This window comes from Dactylosporangium siamense (genome assembly GCF_016862795.1).
Taxonomy (GTDB): domain Bacteria; phylum Actinomycetota; class Actinomycetes; order Mycobacteriales; family Micromonosporaceae; genus Dactylosporangium; species Dactylosporangium siamense.
In genome coordinates this window covers 35421-54974 of the sequence record NZ_BONQ01000183.1, presented here as the reverse complement: position 1 = coordinate 54974, position 19554 = coordinate 35421, and the positions used below count along the sequence as shown (strand labels likewise).

Below are 19554 nucleotides of genomic sequence, written 5' to 3'. Positions count from 1 at the left end.
ACGGTGGTGGTCGGTCGGTCCCTGCGGTCCGGCGTCAGGCGCCGACGGTCTCGCCCCGCGGCACCGCCTGCGCCGGGATCGACCCGGCCGGCACAGCACCGCCGGAAGCGGCGTCGCGGGCGACGGCGGCGACCCGGGCGATCGTCGGCTCCCGCACGATCTCGCCCAGCCGGGCCATGAACAGCGGCTCGGCGGCGGCGCCGACGACGTCGCGGCACACGGCGCCGACCATCGACAGCATCAGCAGCGAGTCGCCGCCGAGCTGGTGGAAGTCGGTGTCGTCGGCGAGGCGGTCGGGGTCGACGCCGAGAGTGCCGGACCAGATCGCGGCGACGGCGCGGGTGACCTCGTCGCGGCCGGAGTGGTCGGCGGCGGGTTCGTCCGCACCCGCGAAGGGATCCGGCAGCGCCCGCACGTCGATCTTGCCGTTGACGGTGCGGGGCAGCTCCGCGACGACGGTCACCGTCGCCGGGACCATGTAGCGGGGCAGCCGCTCGGCCACGAATGCCTGCAGCTGCGCCGGGTCGGGCGACGTGCCCACGACGTAGGCGCACAGCAGCTTGTGCTCGCTGCCGGGGCGGCTGCGGGCCAGGACCGCGGCTCGGCTGACCGTCGGGTGGTCCTCCAGCGCCTGCGCGATCTCGGCCGGCTCGATCCGGTTGCCGAGCACCTTGACCTGGTCGTCGGCGCGGGTGAGGAACTCGACGACGCCGGCGTCGGTGACGCGCACGACGTCGCCGGTGCGGTAGACGCGGGTGCCGTCGGCGAGGCGCACGAAGCGGGTCCGGGTCAGGTCCGGCCGGCCGCGGTAGCCGCGGGCCAGCTGGACCCCGCCGATGTACAGCTCGCCGACCTCGCCGGGGCCGACGAACCGGTGCTGGGCGTCCAGGACGTGGGCGGTGCAGTTGTCCGGCGGCACACCGATCGGCACCCCGGCCGCGGTGTCCGTCGCGGGGTCGAACGTGTGGGCGAGGCACTCGATGGTCGCCTCGGTGGGGCCGTAGAGGTTCATGACCCGGCATTCGGGGCCGAACATCTCCAGGGCCTGCAGGGCGACGCTGCGGCGCAGGACCTCGCCGGCCGCCCCGATGACCCGCACCGTGCTCGGGCGCACGTCGAGCTCGCAGATCAGCTCCAGCAGCGACGGCGTCATCGTCAGCACCGTCGGCGCGTCCTCGGTGAGCAGGGCGCGCAGCGTCGCGTGGTTGAGGTCCCCGCGCGGCAGCAGCACGCTGCCGCCGACCAGGAGCGGCAGGAACAGGGTCGTGCACGACACGTCGAACGCGAACGAGGTCAGCAGCGGCATCCGGGTGGACGCGTCGACGCCGAGGTCGCGGGTGGCCCAGGCGACGTAGTTGGCGAGGGCGCCGTGCTCGATCTCCACACCCTTGGGCCGGCCGGTCGAGCCGGAGGTGTAGATGACGTAGGCGAGGTCGCCGGGGCCGGTGGCGGGCTCGGCCCAGTCGGCGGGCGGCTCGCCGGTCAGCTCGTCGAGCAGCACGGTGACGCAGCCGGCCGGGACGGCGGCACGCTCGGCGTGCGGGCGCTGTACGAGACAGACCGGGGCCCGCGCGTCGGTGAGGATGCCGGCGAGGCGGGTGTCGGGGTGCTGGGTGTCCAGCGGCAGGTACGCGGCGCCGGACCGCACGACGCCCCAGATCGCGGCGACGGCCTCGGCGGTGCGGTCGGCGAGCACGCCGACGACGTCCTCACGGCCGATGCCGCGGGCGCGCAGGGCGGTGGCGACGACGCGGGAGCGCCGGTCGAGCTCGGCGTAGGTGAGGTCGCCGTCAGGGCCGGTGACGGCGAGCGCGTCGGGGGTGGCGGCGCACTGCGCGGCGAACGCGGGCAGCACGGTGCGGGACGCCGGCCGCAGCAGCGTGGACGGTGTCCGCAGTTTGGCCGGGGACAGCGCCTCCTCGATCAGGTCGAGCAGCGCGGTGGCCTTCTCCTCGATGCCGGGGCCGTCGTGCCAGCTCAGGGTCAGCTCGGTGTGCCCGGCGCATTCGACGGCGTCGAGCTCGACGGGGCCGCCGGCGGGGCTGCTGGACAGTGAGTACAGCGCGGTCGCGGTGAACGAGGCGGTGCTGAACTCCTCGACATCGACCCGGCCGAGGTGGGCCAGCGACGCGTGCGACGGGTACCGGTTCTGTTTGACGGCCTTGCTCTCCAGGGCACCGTTGATGAACCGCAACAGCGGCTGCGGGATCTTCAGCACGGCCGGGTCGAGGCGGGCCTGCGCGTCGCGTTCCTCGGCGAGCATCGTCAGCAGCCGCTCGTGGGTGGCCTCCCAGTCCTGCCCGGCGGGCACGGTGAAGGGCAGGCTGTGGGAGAGGCTGGCGGTGGAGCGGGTCTGCGGGGCGTAGCGGCGCAGGTTGACCGGCACGGCGAACTGGGCGTCGCCGCCGCACAGCGGTGCGATGGCGGTGGCCAGGCGGGCGATGAGCCCGGCGTGGTAACCGTCGACGCTGCGGCGCAGCCACAGGGTCCGCCGTGGTGTGCCGGGCGTGCGCTCGCCGAGCAGCGCCGGGTACTGCATGGTCGGCGGGGTCGGTTTCTGCGTCAGCGGCGGCAGCAGGTCGACCTCGGTGACGGTGTCGGTGGCGCCGGTGAGCGGCTCGCCGCGCAGGGCGCGGAACACGTCGGCCGCCCAGAGCAGCACGCCGCCGGCGTCCATGACGGCGTGGGAGGCGCGGAACACGACCGCCGGGCTCGCGCCGCCGACGAGGAGCACCTCGCAGGTCGGCCCGCCGCGGTGCAGCAGCGGCTCCTGCAGCTCCGGCAGCCGGTGCACCGGCGTCCCGTCGCCGGATGCGGCGAGGCGGACCGCGGGCGGCCGGCCGGTGTCGACCCACTCCCGGCCCTTGCGGGCGAGGCGGGTGCCGGGGCACGCGTCCGACGCGGCGGTGACCGCCTCGGCGAGCCGGTCGGGGTCGAGCGCGCCGACGCCCTCGACGGCGACCTGCAGCACCGGCACGGCACCGCGCGGATGCGCGGCGATCCACCACTCGACGGGCGACACGGCCCGGCGGAACGTGGCGCTCTGGCGCTGATCGGTGGACGGCAAGTCGGCCTCCCTCTCGCCGCGCCGGCGACGGACGGCGGGCGACACCGGTCGCCGGCCCGCCCGCCGCTGCGGCGCGTCCACGCCGCATCCGTGCGGCGGCTTCGACTTCTGAGACGAAGTACGTCTGCGACGAAGTATGGTGCGCCGTCACGCCCCGCAGCGTCGCCGAGGACGATCTCTAGGAGAACCCTTAAGCCGGGAGCCGGTTCGCGAGCCGCACGACGTCCTCGACGAGTTCCATGGTGCGCACCATCGAGCGCAGCCCGGCGGCCTCCTCGGCGTGGCCGGCGCCGCGACCGGCGAGGACCGCTGCGGTGAATGAGGCGACCGCACCGAGGAACTGGTGCCCGGTGGCGAGGACGAACTCCTCGGTGTGGTCCTGTTCCTCGATGCGCAGCACCGGCTGCCACGTCGCGGCCGGCGTGAACGCCTTGTCCAGCGTCAGCCGGGCCGTGCTGCCCCACAGCGTGTACGAGGAGCCGTAGGTGTGCTCGAAGCCGAACTTCACGTCTACGAGCACCCCGGCGGCCGAGACCAGCAGCGCGTGCCCGGCCACGTCGACGCCGGTGCGCCCGTCGACGCGCAGGCTGCTGCCGACGACGGTCAGGTCGTCGCCGAGCAGCAGCTGCGCGGCGCGGATCGGGTAGACGCCGGCGTCCAGGAGGCTGCCGCCGCCGAGGGCCGCGTCGTAGCGGATGTCGGCGGCTGGCAGCGGCGGGAAGCAGAACGCGGCGCTGAAGGACCGCAGCTGTCCGAGGCGCCCCTCGGCGAGCAGCCGCGCCACCGTCGCGTGCTGCGGGTGGTGCAGGAACGTGAAGTTCTCCCGCAGCACCAGGTCCTGCTCGGTGGCGGCCCGCACCAGCTCGCGGGCACCGGCCGCGGACGTCGCCGACGGCTTCTCCAGCAGCAGGTGCTTGCCCGCGGCGAGGACCTTCAGCCCCCACGGCACGTGCAGCGCGGTGGGCAGCGGCACGTAGACCGCGTCGATGTCGTCGCGGGTGAGCAGCTCGTCGTAGCCGGCGGCGTCGCAGCCGAACTCGGCGGCGAACGCCTTGGCCTTCTCCGGGTCGCGGCTCGCGACCGCGGCGAGCGTCGCGTCAGGGTGCGAGACCAGCGCCGGGATGCTGCGCCGGCGGGCGACGGAGGAGCACCCCAGGACGCCGAACCGGACCGCCATCAGGTGCCCGGCCGGGACGCGGCGACGATGTGGACGCTGCCGCCGACGAAGACGTCCTCCTGGAAGACCTTCGTGCTGTACCCGTGCTGGTGCAGCAGCTCCACGACGGCGTCGAGGTTGCCGTCGACGGCGTGCACCTCGGCGACGACCCGGCGCACGCCGGCCCACTGCTCGGCGCGCAGGCCCCGCAGCACCGGCAGCTCGCCGCGCTCGACGTCGATCTTCAGCAGGCCGACCTCGGTGATGCCCTCCTCGTCCAGCACGTCGCCGAGGGTCTTGACCTGCACCTCGTACCGCTGCAGACCGTCGCGGAAGTCGCGCCAGAAATGCTCGCGGGTGTCGTCGTCGACGCCGAAGTTGCCGAGCACCGCGGTCATGTTGCGGTCGTCGTCGGCGTCGTTGCTGACGATGGTCGCCATCATCGTGTGGTTGGGCAGGAACGTGAGCTCGGCGGTGCCGGGCTCGGCGCCGAGCGCGACGTCGAAGACCCGCACGCCGGGCATCAGCCGGGCGGCGTTGTCGGCGAGCGCCGCGTTGGTGCGCCGGGCCGGCTCGAACGCGAGGACCCGCACGCCGGGGACCCTGTCGGTGAAGTACAGGGCGGTGAGCCCGATGTGCGCGCCGACGTCGATGACCACGTCGCCGGCGCCGAGGCCGTCGATGCCGTCGGCGTAGGGAGAGTCCTCGCTCAGGCTCGGCCACACCAGGACGTCCTGCGGGTTGGTGACGGCGATGAGGCGGCCGTCCTCCAAGGCGACGCGCTGCGGCTCGGGCGTTGCTGCGGTCATGATGTGGCCCTCTCCTCAAGGTGTTCGGCGGCGTGCAGCGCGGCCTCGACGCTGTCGGCGGCCGCGTCGGCGCCGCCGGCGGCCCTGGTCGCGTCGCGCAGTTCGCGGGCCCGGCGCCGGATCGCGGTGTCGGCGAGCATCCGCTCGATCTCCGCCCGCAGCGCCGGCGCGGTGAGCCCCGCGGTGGCGACGACCCGGCCGGCGCCGACCTCGGCGATCCGGTCGGCGTTCGCCTGCTCCTCCGCCATCTGCGGCACGGCCAGCATCGGCACGCCGTGATACAGCGCCTCCATGGTGCTGCCCATCCCGGCGTGGGTGATGAACAGGTCCGCGTGCTCCAGCACGTGCAGCTGCGCGACGAACCGCCGCAGCTCCACGTTGGGCGGTGGGGTGCCGAGCGCGTCGAGGTCGACGCCGTCGCCGACGGCGATGACGACGTGCCCGCCGAGGTCGGCGACGGCGTCCATGCAGGTGCGGAAGAACTGCGGGTTCTGGTTGTAGATCGTGCCGAGCGTGACCAGGATCAGCGGCCGCCGCTCGTCGGTGCGCTCCCACGTGCCGAGGAACCGGCGCTCGAAGAGGCACGGCCCGACGAACCGGTAGGTGTCGTCGAAGGTCTCGCCGCGGAACTGGAACTCCCGCGGGATGAACACGACCCGCCGGTCCGCGCCGTCGCCGGTCAGCAGCTGCTTCGGCGTGATGTCGGTGCCGACCTTGCGCAGGAACCCGCCGAGCTTGGCCAGGAACAGCCACAGGCGCGGCTGGAAGAGGCTGAGTTTGGTGTACCGCTCGCTCATCGACCACTGGTCGTTGGACACGAACATCGGCGACACCTGCACGGCCGGGGTCTTCCACTCCGCGGCGAGCAACCGGCCCCACCAGGCGGCGTTGTCGTAGACGACGACGTCGGGCGGCACCGGGAACGCACCGCGCAGCACCGGCAGCAGCGCCTCGGTCTCGGCCAGGCTCGCCGACATGGCGTCGACGAGGCTGCGGCCCGTGAACTGGAAGGAGCGGAAGTCGCCGGGGTGCTGCTCGGTGTACTCGACGACGGCGGAGCTCACCTCACCGACCCGGTCGGTGTAGTCGTGGGTGGTGGCGTACGTGACGCGGTGACCGCGGCGCAGCAGCTCGGCGGCGAGCCCGAGGGTCGGGTTGAGGTGTCCCGCCGACGGCGGGGCGAAGAACGCGATGTGGGCCACCGCTCAGCCACCGTCCCGGGTCTTCGTCCAGCGGAACGTGGCCAGGCACAGGACCGTCCCGAGGATGACCCAGGCGATGAGGGCGACGGCGACCCAGCCGAGCTGCCAGCTGTGCGCGGCCTCCTGCGCGGCGTAGCTGTCGGGCAGGAACACCGACCGCAGGCCCTGACACATCCACTTGAGCGGGAACGCCGACGCGATCCACTGCAGCCACGGCGGCAGGTCGGTGAAGACGAGCGCGGCGCCGGAGATGAACTGCAGCACGAACGCGAACGGCGCGACGACCGCGGGCGCGGACCGGCTGTTGCGGGGCAGCGACGACAGCGCGATCCCGCACAGGGCGCAGGCGGTGACGCCCAGCAGGCTGACCCAGCCGAACGTGAGCCATGCGTCGGCGGTGCCGGGCAGGTGCGTGCCGTACAGCACCACCGACACGGCGACGAGCACGACGGTCTCCACGACGCTGGTGACCAGCACCATGATGACCTTGCCGATGAAGTACGCGGAGCGGGGCATCGGCGTGGCCGCGATCCGCTTCAGCCCGCCCCGGTCCCGCTCGATCGCGATGGAGATCGCCAGGGTCTGGAAGCCGGTGACCATGAGGCCGGTGGCGATGATGCCGGGCACCAGGTAGTCGCTGTAGGTCACGCCGGGGGCGATCTCACCGTCGAACATCGAGCTGAAGATGACCAGCGCGAAGACGGGGAACAGCAGCGAGAACACCACGGTCTCGGTGCCGCGGAAGAACTGCAGCAGCTCCAGCTGGCCGCGGTACAGGCCGAGCGAGGCGATGCGCCGCAGCCGGGCGCGCGGAAGGCGCCGGGCAGGTGCGACGGTCAGGACGGTCATGAGTCCTCCGTGGTCACGCCGGCGGCGGACGCGAGTGCCGCGGTCGCGGCGGTGTCGGCGCCGATCATCTGCAGGTAGACGTCCTCGAGGCTGGGCCGGTGCACGGTCAGCCCAGGGGCCTCCCCGCCGAGCCTGGCGTGCAGGTCCGCGGCGAACTTCGTGGGCGCCGTCGTGTGCACGGACTCCAGCCCGTCGGGCCCCATCCACGACACGACGGTGGCCTCGGTGTCGCGGCCGCCGAGGGTCTGCGGCACGCCGATGTCCAGGATGCGGCCGCCGACGATGACGGCGACCCGGTCGGCGAGCTGCTCCGCCTCCTCCAGGTAGTGCGTGGTCAGCACGATCGTGGTGCCGGAGGTCGCCAGGTCCCGGATCAGCTGCCAGAAGTCGCGGCGGCTGGACGGGTCGAAGCCCGTCGTCGGCTCGTCCAGGAACAGCACCTCGGGCCTGCCGATGATGCCGAGCGCCACGTCGAGCCGGCGCTGCTGGCCGCCGGACAGCTTCGAGGCGCGGGCGTTGCGCTTCTCCGCCAGGCCGACCCGCTCGATGAGCTCGTCGGGGTCCTGCGCGTCGGGGTAGTAGCGGGCGAAGTGCCGCACCACCTCCCGCACGTTGAGGTCCTCGAACTCGCCGGTGGTCTGCAGCACGACGCCGATGCGCGCCCGCCACTCCTCGTCGGCGCGGAACGGGTCCTCGCCGAGGACCTTGACGGTGCCGCCCTCACGGGGCCGGAACCCCTCGAGGATCTCCACGGTCGTGGTCTTGCCGGCGCCGTTGGGTCCGAGCACGGCGAAGATCTCGCCCTTGCTGACCTCGAAGTCGATGTCGTGCAGCGCGACCGTCTGGCCGTAGAGCTTGCGCAACCCGCGGACTTCGATCGCCGGGCCGGTGTCGTCACCGAGCGGCCGCATGGCGTTCCCCCTCATCGTTCGTTGTGCGGAGCGTTTCGCGGGCTACCTCACCGACACCGTCGAGGGTCGGACGCCGGATGATCCGGCCGAGCTCGGCCATGAACGCGGCCTCGCGTCCGGCCCCGACGACGTCCGCGCAGACCCCGGCGAGCATCGCCAGCAGGAGCACGGAGTCGCCGCCGAGCTGATGGAAGTCGGCGCTGCCGTCGAGCCGGGCGGGGTCGACGCCGAGCACCCGCGCCCAGACCTTCGCGACGCCGTCCCTGACCTCGTCACCTTCGGCAGCGGTCAGGGTGTCCAGGATCGCCGGGGCGTCCGGGGTGTCCGCGGCGGTCTCCGGGAACGGTTCCGGCAGCGCGGACAGGTCGATCTTGCCGTTGGGCGTCTGCGGGAACGCGTCCACCCGGTGCAGGGCGGCCGGCACCAGGTAGCGCGGCAACGACTCCGACAGGAACTCCCGCAGCTCGTCCAGGTCGGTGTCGGGTGCCGCCGCGACGTAGGCGACCAGGACCTTGCCGCTGCCGGACGGTGCGGTGCGGGCCACGACGACCGCGCGGCGCACCTCGGGGTGCGCCTCCAGGGCCGCCGCGACCTCGGCCGGCTCGACCCGGTGGCCGGCGATCTTGACCTGGTCGTCGGCCCGGCCGAGGCACTCGATCTCGCCGCTGGGCAGGACCCGGGCGAGGTCGCCGGTGCGGTAGACGCGGGTGTCGTCGGCGAGGCGCACGAACCGTTCGCGGGTGAGGTCGGCGCGGCCGCGGTAGCCGCGGGCCAGCTGGGCGCCGCCGATGTACAGCTCGCCGACGTCGCCGTCGGGGACCCGGCGCCGGTCGGCTCCCAGGACGTGGACGGTGCAGTTCGCGGCGGGGCGGCCGATCGGGACCGTCGCGGAGTCGTACCGCCCGGCGTGGTGGGCGTGCACGATGCAGCCGATGGTCGCCTCCGTCGGCCCGTAGTGGTTGAACAGGCGGGTCGCGGGGCCGAACTGGGCGCGGGCCCGGGCGGCCACGGCCGGGCGCAGCGGCTCGCCGCCGACGACCAGCAGGCCGAAGCCGACGGGCGACAGGTCGAGCCGGCCGATGAGGTCCAGGTGCGACGGCGTGAGCTTCAACGCGTTGGCGCCGGACTCCTCCAGCAGGTGCCGCAGCGTGACGTGGCTGGGCTCGTCGGGGACCAGCACCAGCGTGCCACCCGCGAGCGTCGACAGGAACAGCGCCGTGTTCGGCAGGTCGAAGGCGGGCGAGGTGAACAGCGCGAAGTTCGTGTTCTCGTCGACGGCGAAGAGGCGCCCGGCCCAGTCGACGTAGTTGGCGAGGGCGGCGTGCTGGATCTCGACGCCCTTCGGCGCCCCGGTCGAGCCGGACGTGTAGATGACGTACGCCAGGTCATCGCCGGTCGGCTCGGCCGGGACGGGCCCCGCACCGGCGGCCGGCAGGTCGTCGAGCACCACGGCGGTGCAGCCGTCGGGGACCCGTGCCGCGCTCCCGGCCCGCACCAGGCACACCTGCGCGCCGGCGTCGCTCAGCAGTGCGGCGAGGCGGGCGTCCGGGTGCCCGGCGTCCAGCGGCAGGTACGCCGCGCCGGCCTTCAGCACCCCCCACAGCCCAGTGACCGTCCACATGGAACGGTCGGCGAGCAGCCCGACGACCGTGCCGCGGCCGGCGCCGAGCTCCAGCAGCCGCCCGGCGACGACGTCGGAACGGGCGTCGAGCTCGGCGAACGTCATCGTCCCGCCCGGCCAGCGCAGCGCCACCGCGTCCGGCCTGGCCGCGACCACGTCGGACAGTCGGCGCACGACGGTCCAGTCCGGTGCGGCGGCGACGGCCGCGGCGACCGGCCGGGCGGCCGGCGGGGCCAGCACGGCGGCGACGGCGTCCAGCGCCGCCTCCATCCGGTCCCTGACGCCGGGACCGTCCCGCCAGGTGAGGGTCAGCTCGGTGCGGCCGCCGCACTCGACGGTGTTGACCTCCGGGGAGCTGACCGCAGCGAGCAGCGGCAGCAGGTACGTGGTCAGCGCCTCGAACGTCCCGGTGGAGTGCGCGGCGAGGTCCGCGCGGCCCAGGTGGGACAGCACCGTCGCGGACGCGTGCTTGTCCTTGCGACCGGCCTCCATGAAGCGGATCAGGGTGCGCAGCGCCGGCACCGGCATCTTGAGCAGGTTGGGGTCCAGCCGCCAGGTGACCTCGCGGTCCTCGGCCATCGCGGCGAGCAGCCGCTCGTGCAGCGCCTCCCACGGCTCCCCGGCCGTGACGTCGAACAGTTCGGTCTGCAGGAGGTTGCCGGTGGTACGGACGTCCTCGGCGTGCCGGCGCAGGTCGAAGGCGATCGCGAAGCGGGCGGTGTCCAGCCCGTACGCGTCGCGCAGCGCCGTCGCGACCTTCGCGGTCAGCGCCGGGTGGTGGCCGTCGACGGTGCGGCGGGCCCAGACGGTGGGCTGCCGTCCCCGGCCGGGCGGGCCGAGCGGCGACGGGAACCACACGTCGGGCTTGCTCTCGGCGTTGGTGATGCCGAGCTTGTCGAAGACGTCGCCGTCGGTGACGGTGCCGGCGGCGCCGAGGAGCGGTTCGCCGCGCAGGGCCCGGAACACGTCGGCGATCCACATCGACTTGCCCCGGCCGTCCATGACGGCGTGGGAGGCGCGGAACACCAGCGCCGGCCGGTCCCCGGGGCACCACAGCACCTCGCACCAGGCGCCGTCGGCGGTCGGCAACGGGTCGTGCAGCGCGGCGAGCCCGGTGACCGGGCCGGCGGTGCCGGTGACCACCCGCACCGACGGCGCCCGGCCGGAGTCGACCCACCACTGCCCCTGCCGTCGCAGCCGGGTGCCCGGGTTCGCCGCGCCGGCGGCTTCGAGCGCGGCCGTCAGCGCCGCGACGTCCACGGCCCCGGTGCCCTCGACGACCGTCTGGATCACGGGCGGGATCTTGCGCGGATGTGCGACGAACCACCAGTCGGTCGCGGACACGGCCCGCCGGTAGGCGGTGCCGGTGGGCGCCGGGCCGGCTTCGCGGAGATCCGCTGTCATCGGCCCGCTCCGCCGGTGGCGACGCTGACCAGCGCGGCGGTGAACATGGTGTCGGCGTGGCGGCGGGCCAGCAGCGCGAACGCGGCGGTGAGCACGGCCAGGTCCCAGCCCGGGAAGTCGCCCTCGACCTCGGCCTGCAGCGGCCCGTTGCCGCCGGCGGGGACGGTGACGACGATCCTGGCGCCGGCACCGCTCAGCGTGCCGGTGAAGCGGCTGCGGTCGCGGGACACGTCCCACTGCGCCCCGGGCAGGCCCGGGACCACGGCGGCGGACGTGTCCAGGCGCAGCACGGGCGCCTGCTCGTCGCCGGCGCACGCCGAACGGCGGCGCAGGCCGCCGCTGTGCACCGCGATGCCGCCCGCGGCGATGACGGCCTCGCCGTGGCGCAACCGCCGGTCTGCGGCGAGGGAACCCAGGACGGTCCCGTCGGCCCCGGTCAGTAAGTAGGCACCCCTGGCGTTGTCGCGGCTGAGCGTCAGTGTGGTCATGGTGCCTCCCCAGGTCGTGCTGATGGGTGGATCGGTCAGCCGGCGGCTGGCACCGCCATCGGTGCGCCGTCGCGGGCCTGGCGGGCGATGTCGCTGACCCGCTCCAGCGTCGGCTCGCGGATGATGCTGCCGAGCTCGGCCATGAACGCCCGCTCCGCGCCGGCGCCGACCACGTCGCGGCACACCCCGGCGAGCATCGCCAGCAGCTGCACCGAGTTGCCGCCCAGGTGGTGGAAGTCGGCGGCCTCGTCGAGGCGGGCCTCGTCCAGGCTCAGCGTCGAGGCCCACACGCGGGCGACGGCCAGCCGGACCTCGTCGCCGCTCGCCGTCACCGCCGGCCCGGTCGCTGCGTGCGCAGCGTGGGGGTCGGGCAGCGCCGCCACGTCGACCTTGCCGTTCGCGTTGTGCGGCACGGCGTCGATGACCGTCGTCGCGCTCGGCACCATGTACCGCGGCAGGTGCTCGCCGAGGAACGCGTCCCAGTCGGCGGCCTCCGCGCCCGGTTCGAGCACCACGTAGCCGTGCAGCTGCTTGTGCTCCGCGCCCGGGCGGGTCCGCGCGACGACGACGGCGGCCCGCACCGCCGGGTGCCGCTGCAGCACGTGGGCGATCTCGGCGGGCTCGATCCGGTAGCCGTTGACCTTGACCTGGTCGTCGGCGCGACCGATGAACTCCAGCTCGCCGCCGGGCAGCACCCTGGCCAGGTCGCCGGTGCGGTACACCCTGGTGCCGTCGGCCAGGTGCACGAACCGTTCGCTGGTGAGGTCGGGCCGGTTGCGGTAGCCGCGGGCGAGCTGGGCGCCGCCGAGGTACATCTCGCCGATCTCCCCCGCCGCGACGAAGCGGCGCTGCGGGTCCAGCAGGTGCACGGTGCAGTTGTCCATCGGCAGGCCCACCGGCACCGCCGGGGCCGCGTCGTCCGCCGCGGTGCACTCGTGCAGGGTCAGCCCGACGGTCGCCTCGGTCGGCCCGTACATGTTGAGGACCCGGCAGCCGGGACCGAACATCGCCCGGGCCCGCGCGGCGACCGCCGACCGCAGCTGCTCACCGACGACGACGAGGACCTTGAACCCGGCCGGGTCCAGGTCGAGCTGGCCGATGAGGTCCAGGTGCGACGGGGTCAGCGACAGCGTGTCGGCGCCCGAGTGCTCCAGCAGGTGCCGCAGCGTCAGATGGTTCGGCTCGTCGGGGACGAGCACCAGCGTGCCGCCAGCGAGCATCGGGGTGAACAGCGCCGTGTTGGACAGGTCGAACGCGAGTGAGGTGAACACGGCGAAGGCGGTGTCCGGGCCGCAGCCGAACCGGCTCGTCGTCCAGTCGACGTAGTTGGCCAGGGCCGCGTGCTCGATCTCCACGCCCTTCGGCTTGCCGGTGGAGCCGGACGTGTAGATGACGTAGGCCAGGTCGCCGGGGGCGGGGGTCACGCCGACGTCGGGCACCCCTTCGGTGGCGAGCTCACTGAGCAGCACGACCGTGCAGCCCGGCCCGGTGACGGACCGGCCGGCGTACTTGTCCTGGACGAGGCAGACCCGCGCGGCGGCGTCGGTGAGCAGGCCGGCCAGGCGCGCGTCGGGGTGCTGCACGTCCAGCGGCAGGTAGGCGGCGCCCGCCTTGAGCACCCCCCACATGCCGATGATCGCCCACATCGACCGGTCGGCGAACAGCCCGACCACGTCGTCGCGGCCGATGCCGAGCTCCAGCAGCCGGGCGGCGACCACCTCGGAGCGGGCGTCGAGCTCGGCGAACGTCAGGGAGCCGCCGGGCCAGCGCACCGCCTCGGCGCCGGGGCGCTGCGCGACGACCTGCCGCAGGCGCTGCACGACGGTCGCCGGGTCAGCGGCCGCGGAGGTCGTGTTGCCGTCCCAATCCCGGGACCGCCGCGGCGACAGGGCCTCGGTGACGGTGTCCAGGACCGCGCCCATCCGCTCGGCCGCGCCGTCGCCGTCGCGCCAGGTCAGGGTCAGCTCGGTGCGGCCGCCGCACTCCACGAGGTTGAGGTCGGGCGGGCTGCCGGCGGTGAGCAGCGGCACCGGGTACAGCGTGCGGGCCTCGAACCCGTCGGTGCACAGCGACCCGGGCTCGATCCGGCCGAGGTGCGCCACGACGGTCGCCGAGGCGTAGCGGCGCTTGTCGGCCGGGCCCTTCTCCATCGCCTTGACCAGGGTCCGCAGGATTGGCCGGGGCAGCTTCAGCAGCCCGGAGTCGAGGCGGCTGCTGACCTCGCGGCCCTCGGCCATCGCGGTGAGGACCTGCTCGTGGAACGTCTCCCACGGCGCGCCGGCGGTGCAGTCGAACAGCTCGACCTGGGACAGGTTGCCGGTGCTGCGGACGCCGGGGACGTGCCGGCGCAGGTCGAACGCGACGGCGAAGCGGGCCGACGGCAGCTCGTAGGCGGTGGTGAGCGCGGCGGCGACCTGCGCGACGAGCCCCCGGTGGTAGCCGTCGACGGTGCGCCGGGCCCAGGCGGTGCGCCGCGAGCCGGACGGCTGGCCCAGCGGCGAGACCCATTCGATCTTCGGGCTCGGCGGCTTCTCCGCGGGTGCCGGGAAGCGGTCGAAGATGTCGTCCTCGGTGGTGGCGTCGGCGGCGCCGAGCGGTGCCTCGCCGCGCAGGACCCGGAACACGTCGGCGATCCACAGCGCCATCCCGGGCCAGTCCATGACGGCGTGGGAGGCGCGGAACACCACGGCGGCCGGGTCGCCGGGGCAGAGCAGCACCTCGCACCAGGCGCCGTCGGGCGTCGGCAGCGGGTCGTGCAGCGCGTCGATGCCGGCGACGGCGGTCCCGTCGGCGGCGCCGTGGACCACCCGGACCCGCGGCGGGGTGCCGCCGGCGAGCCAGGCCTTGCGGGTGTGCCGCAGGGCCGTGTCGGGGCAGGCCGTGGCCACCGCGGTGACGGCGGACCACAGGGCGTCCACGTCGATGGACCCGGTGCCTTCGACGACGGTCTGGATGACGGGCGAGATCGTGTCGGGGTGCGCGAGCCACCAGCGGTCACTGGCGGACACCGGCTTCCTGATCGTACGGTCCCGAACGCTCATGCTCATCACAGTCCTCGCCTCGGTCCGCCGCGCCGCCGGTTCCGTCCTGTCTACTACCGACGGGCTGGTGGATTCCTTAGAGCGGGCGCCGAACCACCGGCTCGGCACGGTCAAGACTGTGAAGACGACCAGTCGTGCTGTGCATCCACCGCCGCGCGACCGGCGACGTCGTAGCGTGCGATCGGCGTGGTGGGAAAGATCACCACGCCCTGCCCGTAGCCACGCTGCGGCCGGCCTCGAGGAGGTGGCACGTGTATCGAATATCTTCACTGCTGGACCGGAGCCGTGGCCATGCCGGACCCGGCCACCGATCGCTCGCCGAGCGGTTCACCGCGTCGGCGGGTGCCGAGGGCCGGTTCCGGACCACCGAGGAGTGCCTGCAGTGGCTCGGCGAGCAGCGGGAGCTGCAGGCCTACGCCGTCGAGCGGGTGCCGTTCGACAAGCTGCAGGGCTGGCGGTTCACCGACGACACCGGCAACCTGGTGCACCACAGTGGACGGTTCTTCACCATCGAGGGGCTCGAGGTCGGCCTGAGCCCGTTCCGCGTGCCGACGTGGACGCAGCCGATCATCGTGCAGCGCGAGATCGGCATCCTGGGCATCCTGGTCAAGGAGTTCGACGGCGTCCTGCACTGCCTGATGCAGGCGAAGATGGAGCCGGGCAACCGCAACCTCGTGCAGCTGTCCCCGACGGTGCAGGCGACCCGCAGCAACTACATGCGGGTGCACCAGGGCCGGGCCATCCCCTACCTGGAGCACTTCGCCGCGCCCCGGCGCGGCCGGGTGGTGGCCGACTCGCTGCAGTCGGAGCAGGGCGGCTGGTTCCTGCACAAACGCAACCGCAACATCGTCGTGGAGGCCGAGGACGACGTCGAGGTCCTGCCCGGCTTCTGCTGGATGACCATCGGTCAGGTGCGGCAGCTGCTGCAGCTCGACGACGTCGTCAACATGGACGCCCGGACGGTGCTGTCCATCATGCCGTTCGCGCGGCCGCACACCGGCACCGGCGGCGATGACCCGTTCCGGTCCGCGGTGCTGCGCTCGCTGGAACCGGAGGCGTCGACCGTCCACACGGTGACCGACGCGATCAGCTGGCTGACGGAGAACAAGGCCCGGTTCGAGCTGACCCAGCGGCGCATCCCGCTGCTGGACACCGCCGGCTGGCACCGCGGCGCCGACGAGATCGCGCACGTGTCCGGCGGCTACTTCAGCATCGTCGGCGTCGACGTGCGCGCCAAGGACCGCGAGGTCGGCGCCTGGATGCAGCCGCTGCTGCGCCCGGCGGCGCCGGGACGGCTGGCGTTCCTGGTCCGCCGGATCGACGGCGTGCTGCACGTGCTGCTGCAGGCCCGGCCGGCCGCGGGCGCGCTGGACATCGTGGAGGCCGCGCCGACGCTGCACTGCACGCCGCAGACCTTCCGCACCCTGCCGACCGCGCACCGGCCCCGGTTCCTGGACTACGTGCTGGACGCGCCGCAGCGGCAGGTCCGCTTCGACACGTGGCTGTCGGAGGAGGGCGGCCGCTTCCTGCACGCGCTCAACCGCTACCAGATCATCGAGGTCGAGGACACGTTCCCGGCGACGCCGCCGCCGAACTTCATGTGGCTCAGCATCCATCAGCTGATGACGCTGCTCCGCTTCGGCAACTGCCTCAACGTCGAGGCCCGCAGCCTCCTCGCGTGCCTGCACACCCTCTGGTGAAAGCGGCACCCGCCGTCATCGGCATCCTCGGGGGTATGGGGCCGCTCGCCTCGGCGGCCTTCCTGCAGACCGTCTACGAGGTCGCGGTCGAACAGGTCGCACCGGCGGCCGAGCAGCAGCTGCCCCGCTGCCTGCTCGACTCCGACCCGGCCATGCCGGACCGCACCGAGGCGATCGTGTCCGGCCGCACCGAGGAGCTGACCCAGCTCGTCTCCGGCCGGATCGAGGCGTTGGTGCGGCTCGGCGCGACCCGGGTGGTGATGACCTGCATCACCGCGCACCACCTGGTCGAGCGCCTCGACCCGGACCTGCGGGCCCGGCTGATCTCCGTCGTCGACGCCGTCTTCACCGAGCTGGACGTCGCCGGCGAGGGACGCTTCCTGATGCTGGCGACGACCGGCACCCGCAGGGTGCGCACCTTCGAGCGCTCACCGCTCTGGCCGGCCGTGGCGCACCGCGTCGTGCTGCCCCCGCCGGACGCCCAGGACGAGATCCACTACCTGCTCTACCGGCTGAAACGCGAGCCCGTCAGCGCCGAGCTGGCGCAGCGGTTCCAGCGACTGGCGGACCGCTTCGACTGCCGGGGCGTGATCGCCGGCTGCACCGAGATGCACCTGGTCACCCGCTGGGGACGGGTGCACGGCGGGGGGCCCCTGGTGCTCGATCCCCTGCTCGGCATCGCCACCGGATTGAGGAAACTGACAGACGACGAGGAGACAGACGCATGATGTCCACCGCTTCGCGATACTGGCGGGACCTCCTGGAGGACTTCGAGGAGCCGACGAGACTGACCCCGTCGCGGTCGGGGCACCGGCCCGCCGCGACGGTGCATGCCGCGTCGATCGGCTGGGACCCGGCGCAGACCGCCGCGCTCACCGCCGTCGCGGACCGCATCGGCGTGCGCGCGCAGGACGTCGTCGTCGCCGCGTGGGGGCTGCTCCTGGCCACGCACGCCGGCACCGACGACGTCGTGCACGGGGCGCTCATCGCCGGCGACACCACCGAGGTCCTGCCGGTGCGGGCCCGGCCCGTCCCCTCCCGGCTGATGTCGGCGCACCTGCGCGACACGGCCGAGCAGTACGCGGAAAACGTCCGGCACGCTGGGCTCCCCGCCGCGCAACTCGCCGAGGCGTCCGGGGTCGTGGACGGCGCCGCGCTGTTCGACACGCTCGTGCGCTGCGGCGCGCTCGTGCCGGACCCGGCGGACCTGGTGCAGCTGCAGGTCGACCTGGGCGGCGCCGGCGCTCAGCTGAGGCTGAGCGCGCCCGCCGACCTGCTCACCGAGGCCGACGTCCGGCTGCTGCTGGTGCACGCCAGCCAGCTGCTCGCCGCCGTCGCCGCCGCGCCGGTCACCGCGCGGTTGCGCGACGTCGGCCCGCAGTCCGGGTTCGAGCAGCACCGCGCCGTGCGGCAGTGGAACGCCACCGGCACGGCCCGCGAGCCCGGCCGGTGCATCCACGACCTGTTCGAGCGGCAGGCCGCGCTGACCCCTGACGCGGTCGCCGTGCTCCAGGGTGCGGACCGGCTGACCTACGCGGAGCTCGACGCCGCCGCCGGCCGCCTCGCGCGGCGCCTCGCCGCGGCCGGCGTCGGCCCGGGCGACTTCGTCGCCCTGCACCTGTCGCGGACCGTGCAGACGGTCGTGGCGCTGCTCGGCGTCCTCAAGGCCGGCGCCGCCTACGCCCCCGTCGACCCGGCGCAGCCGGTGGAGCGCATCCGGGGACTGCTGCGGACGCTGCGGGTGCCGGTGGTGCTGACCGACCCCGGCGCCCTGCCGACCGTGCACGCCGTCACCGAGGCCGTGCCGACCGTCCGCGAGGTGCTGTGGCTCGGCGCGCCGGGCCTGGGCCCGGCGGAGAGCTGGGGCCTGGCGGAGGCCGGCTCCGTCGTACCCCGCGAGGCCCGCGAGGCCGACGTCGCCTACGTCATCTTCACCTCCGGGTCGACCGGCACGCCGAAGGGTGTCGTGCTGACGCACGCCCCGGTGGTGAACCTCATCGACTGGGTCAACGAGACGCACGCGATGGGGCCTGCCGACCGGGTCCTGTTCATCACCTCGCTCGGTTTCGATCTGTCGGTGTACGACGTGTTCGGCGTCCTCGCCGCCGGCGGCAGCATCCGGGTCGCCTCCGACGCCGAGATCCGCGACCCGCAGCGACTGCTGTCCATCCTGGACAGTGAGCCGATCACGTTCTGGGACTCCGCGCCGGCCGCGCTGCAGCAGCTGGAGCCGCTGTTCGCGCTGCGCGCCGCGAACACGTCCAGCCGCCTGCGGCTGGTGTTCCTCAGCGGTGACTGGGTGCCGCTGACGCTGCCGGACGCCGTGCGCGGCGCGTTCAGCGGCGCCGAGGTCGTCGCGCTGGGCGGCGCGACCGAGGCGGCGATCTGGTCCAACGCGTTCCCCGTCGGCACCGTCGACCCGGCGTGGACGAGCGTGCCCTACGGCCGCCCGATCGCCAACGCCCACTACTACGTGCTGGACGCCGCGCTGCGGCCCGCGCCGGTCGGCGCCCCCGGTGACCTGTTCATCGGCGGCGACTGCCTGGCGCTGGGCTACCACGGCGACGCCGAGCTCACCGCGGCGAAGTTCGTCCCGGACCACCTGTCGGGGCGGCCCGGCGCGCGGCTCTACCGCACCGGCGACCGCGCCCGGTACTGGGCGGACGGCACCATCGAGTTCCTCGGCCGCCAGGACCAGCAGGTGAAGGTCCGTGGCTTCCGCATCGAGCTCGGCGAGGTCGAGGCGGCCCTGGCGACGCTGCCCGGGATCGCCACGGCCGTCGCCACCGTCCACGGCGCCCGCGCCGGCGCGCAGCTCGTCGCCTACGTGGTCCCGGAGCCCGGGGTGTACCCGGACCCGCGCGACGTCCGCGAGCACGTCGCCACGCTGCTGCCGGCGTACATGGTGCCGGCCCACGTGATCACCCTGGACGAGCTGCCGGTGACCACCAACGGCAAGCTGGACCGGCGGGCCCTGCCCGAGCCGGGCGAGGACGGCCCGGCGCGGCCCCCGTACGTGGCGCCGTCGACGGCCGCGGAGAAGGCGATCGCCGCGACCTGGGCGGAGCTGCTGGAGCTCGACCAGGTCGGCCTCGACGACAACTTCTTCGACCTCGGCGGGCACTCGCTGCTCATCACCCAGCTCATCGCCCGCCTGAAGGCGACCCTGGAGATCGACGTGCCGGTGCGCGCGGTCCTGGACCACCAGACGGCCGGAGCGTTCGCCGCGGTGGTCGAGGCGGCGCTGATCGCCGAGCTGACCGCACCCGTGCCGACGCCCGACGCCACCGTCGCGGCAGTGTGAGA

The 19554-nt window shown here is 74.0% G+C and carries 12 protein-coding genes; 3 read left to right on the top strand and 9 right to left on the bottom strand.

Annotation, left to right across the window (positions count from 1 at the left end):
- Positions 1 to 34: 34 nt before the first annotated feature.
- The 9 genes from Dsi01nite_RS53275 to Dsi01nite_RS53235 all read right to left on the bottom strand — a co-directional run bounded on the left by Dsi01nite_RS53275 (position 35) and on the right by Dsi01nite_RS53235 (position 14515).
- Positions 35 to 3067 carry a non-ribosomal peptide synthetase gene (locus Dsi01nite_RS53275; protein ID WP_203854186.1) on the bottom strand — a complete coding sequence of 1011 codons (3033 nt, stop codon included), beginning with the start codon at positions 3065 to 3067 and terminating at the stop codon, positions 35 to 37.
- Positions 3068 to 3257: 190 nt separating this feature from the next.
- Positions 3258 to 4244: a Gfo/Idh/MocA family protein gene (locus tag Dsi01nite_RS53270; RefSeq protein WP_203854185.1), complete on the bottom strand. Its 987-nt coding sequence runs from the start codon at positions 4242 to 4244 to the stop codon at positions 3258 to 3260.
- The gene (locus Dsi01nite_RS53265; RefSeq protein WP_203854184.1) at positions 4244 to 5032 is read right to left on the bottom strand and encodes an FkbM family methyltransferase; all 789 of its coding nucleotides are present in this window, start codon (positions 5030 to 5032) and stop codon (positions 4244 to 4246) included. The genes Dsi01nite_RS53270 and Dsi01nite_RS53265 overlap by 1 nt, the downstream gene beginning before the upstream one ends.
- A complete protein-coding gene (locus Dsi01nite_RS53260; RefSeq protein WP_203854183.1) occupies positions 5029 to 6234 on the bottom strand; it encodes a macrolide family glycosyltransferase in 1206 nt (401 codons plus the stop codon). The genes Dsi01nite_RS53265 and Dsi01nite_RS53260 overlap by 4 nt, the downstream gene beginning before the upstream one ends.
- A 3-nt stretch (positions 6235 to 6237) precedes the next feature.
- Positions 6238 to 7083 (bottom strand): ABC transporter permease, encoded by an 846-nt coding sequence (locus Dsi01nite_RS53255; RefSeq protein WP_203854182.1) that lies wholly within the window; start codon positions 7081 to 7083, stop codon positions 6238 to 6240.
- On the bottom strand, positions 7080 to 7994 hold the full coding sequence (locus Dsi01nite_RS53250) for an ABC transporter ATP-binding protein (protein ID WP_203854181.1): 915 nt from the start codon (positions 7992 to 7994) through the stop codon (positions 7080 to 7082). Before Dsi01nite_RS53250 ends, Dsi01nite_RS53255 begins: the two co-directional genes overlap by 4 nt.
- A complete protein-coding gene (locus Dsi01nite_RS53245) occupies positions 7978 to 11019 on the bottom strand; it encodes a non-ribosomal peptide synthetase (protein WP_203854180.1) in 3042 nt (1013 codons plus the stop codon). Before Dsi01nite_RS53245 ends, Dsi01nite_RS53250 begins: the two co-directional genes overlap by 17 nt.
- The gene (locus Dsi01nite_RS53240) at positions 11016 to 11507 is read right to left on the bottom strand and encodes a hypothetical protein (RefSeq protein ID WP_203854179.1); all 492 of its coding nucleotides are present in this window, start codon (positions 11505 to 11507) and stop codon (positions 11016 to 11018) included. Before Dsi01nite_RS53240 ends, Dsi01nite_RS53245 begins: the two co-directional genes overlap by 4 nt.
- Positions 11508 to 11542: 35 nt before the next feature.
- Complete coding sequence (locus Dsi01nite_RS53235) at positions 11543 to 14515, bottom strand: amino acid adenylation domain-containing protein (protein ID WP_203854178.1); 2973 nt, start codon at positions 14513 to 14515, stop codon at positions 11543 to 11545.
- A 284-nt stretch (positions 14516 to 14799) separates the two neighbouring features.
- Between Dsi01nite_RS53235 and Dsi01nite_RS53230 the strand changes: the two genes are divergently transcribed.
- The 3 genes from Dsi01nite_RS53230 to Dsi01nite_RS53220 are packed head-to-tail and all read left to right on the top strand — an operon-like array spanning position 14800 to position 19552.
- Complete coding sequence (locus tag Dsi01nite_RS53230; protein ID WP_239137125.1) at positions 14800 to 16248, top strand: NDP-hexose 2,3-dehydratase family protein; 1449 nt, start codon at positions 14800 to 14802, stop codon at positions 16246 to 16248.
- Positions 16227 to 16976, top strand: coding sequence for an aspartate/glutamate racemase family protein (locus Dsi01nite_RS53225; RefSeq protein ID WP_203854177.1), 750 nt, complete (start codon positions 16227 to 16229; stop codon positions 16974 to 16976). Before Dsi01nite_RS53230 ends, Dsi01nite_RS53225 begins: the two co-directional genes overlap by 22 nt.
- Positions 16973 to 19552, top strand: a complete 2580-nt coding sequence (locus Dsi01nite_RS53220; protein WP_203854176.1) for a non-ribosomal peptide synthetase — start codon at positions 16973 to 16975, stop codon at positions 19550 to 19552. The genes Dsi01nite_RS53225 and Dsi01nite_RS53220 overlap by 4 nt, the downstream gene beginning before the upstream one ends.
- Positions 19553 to 19554 lie beyond the last annotated feature (2 nt).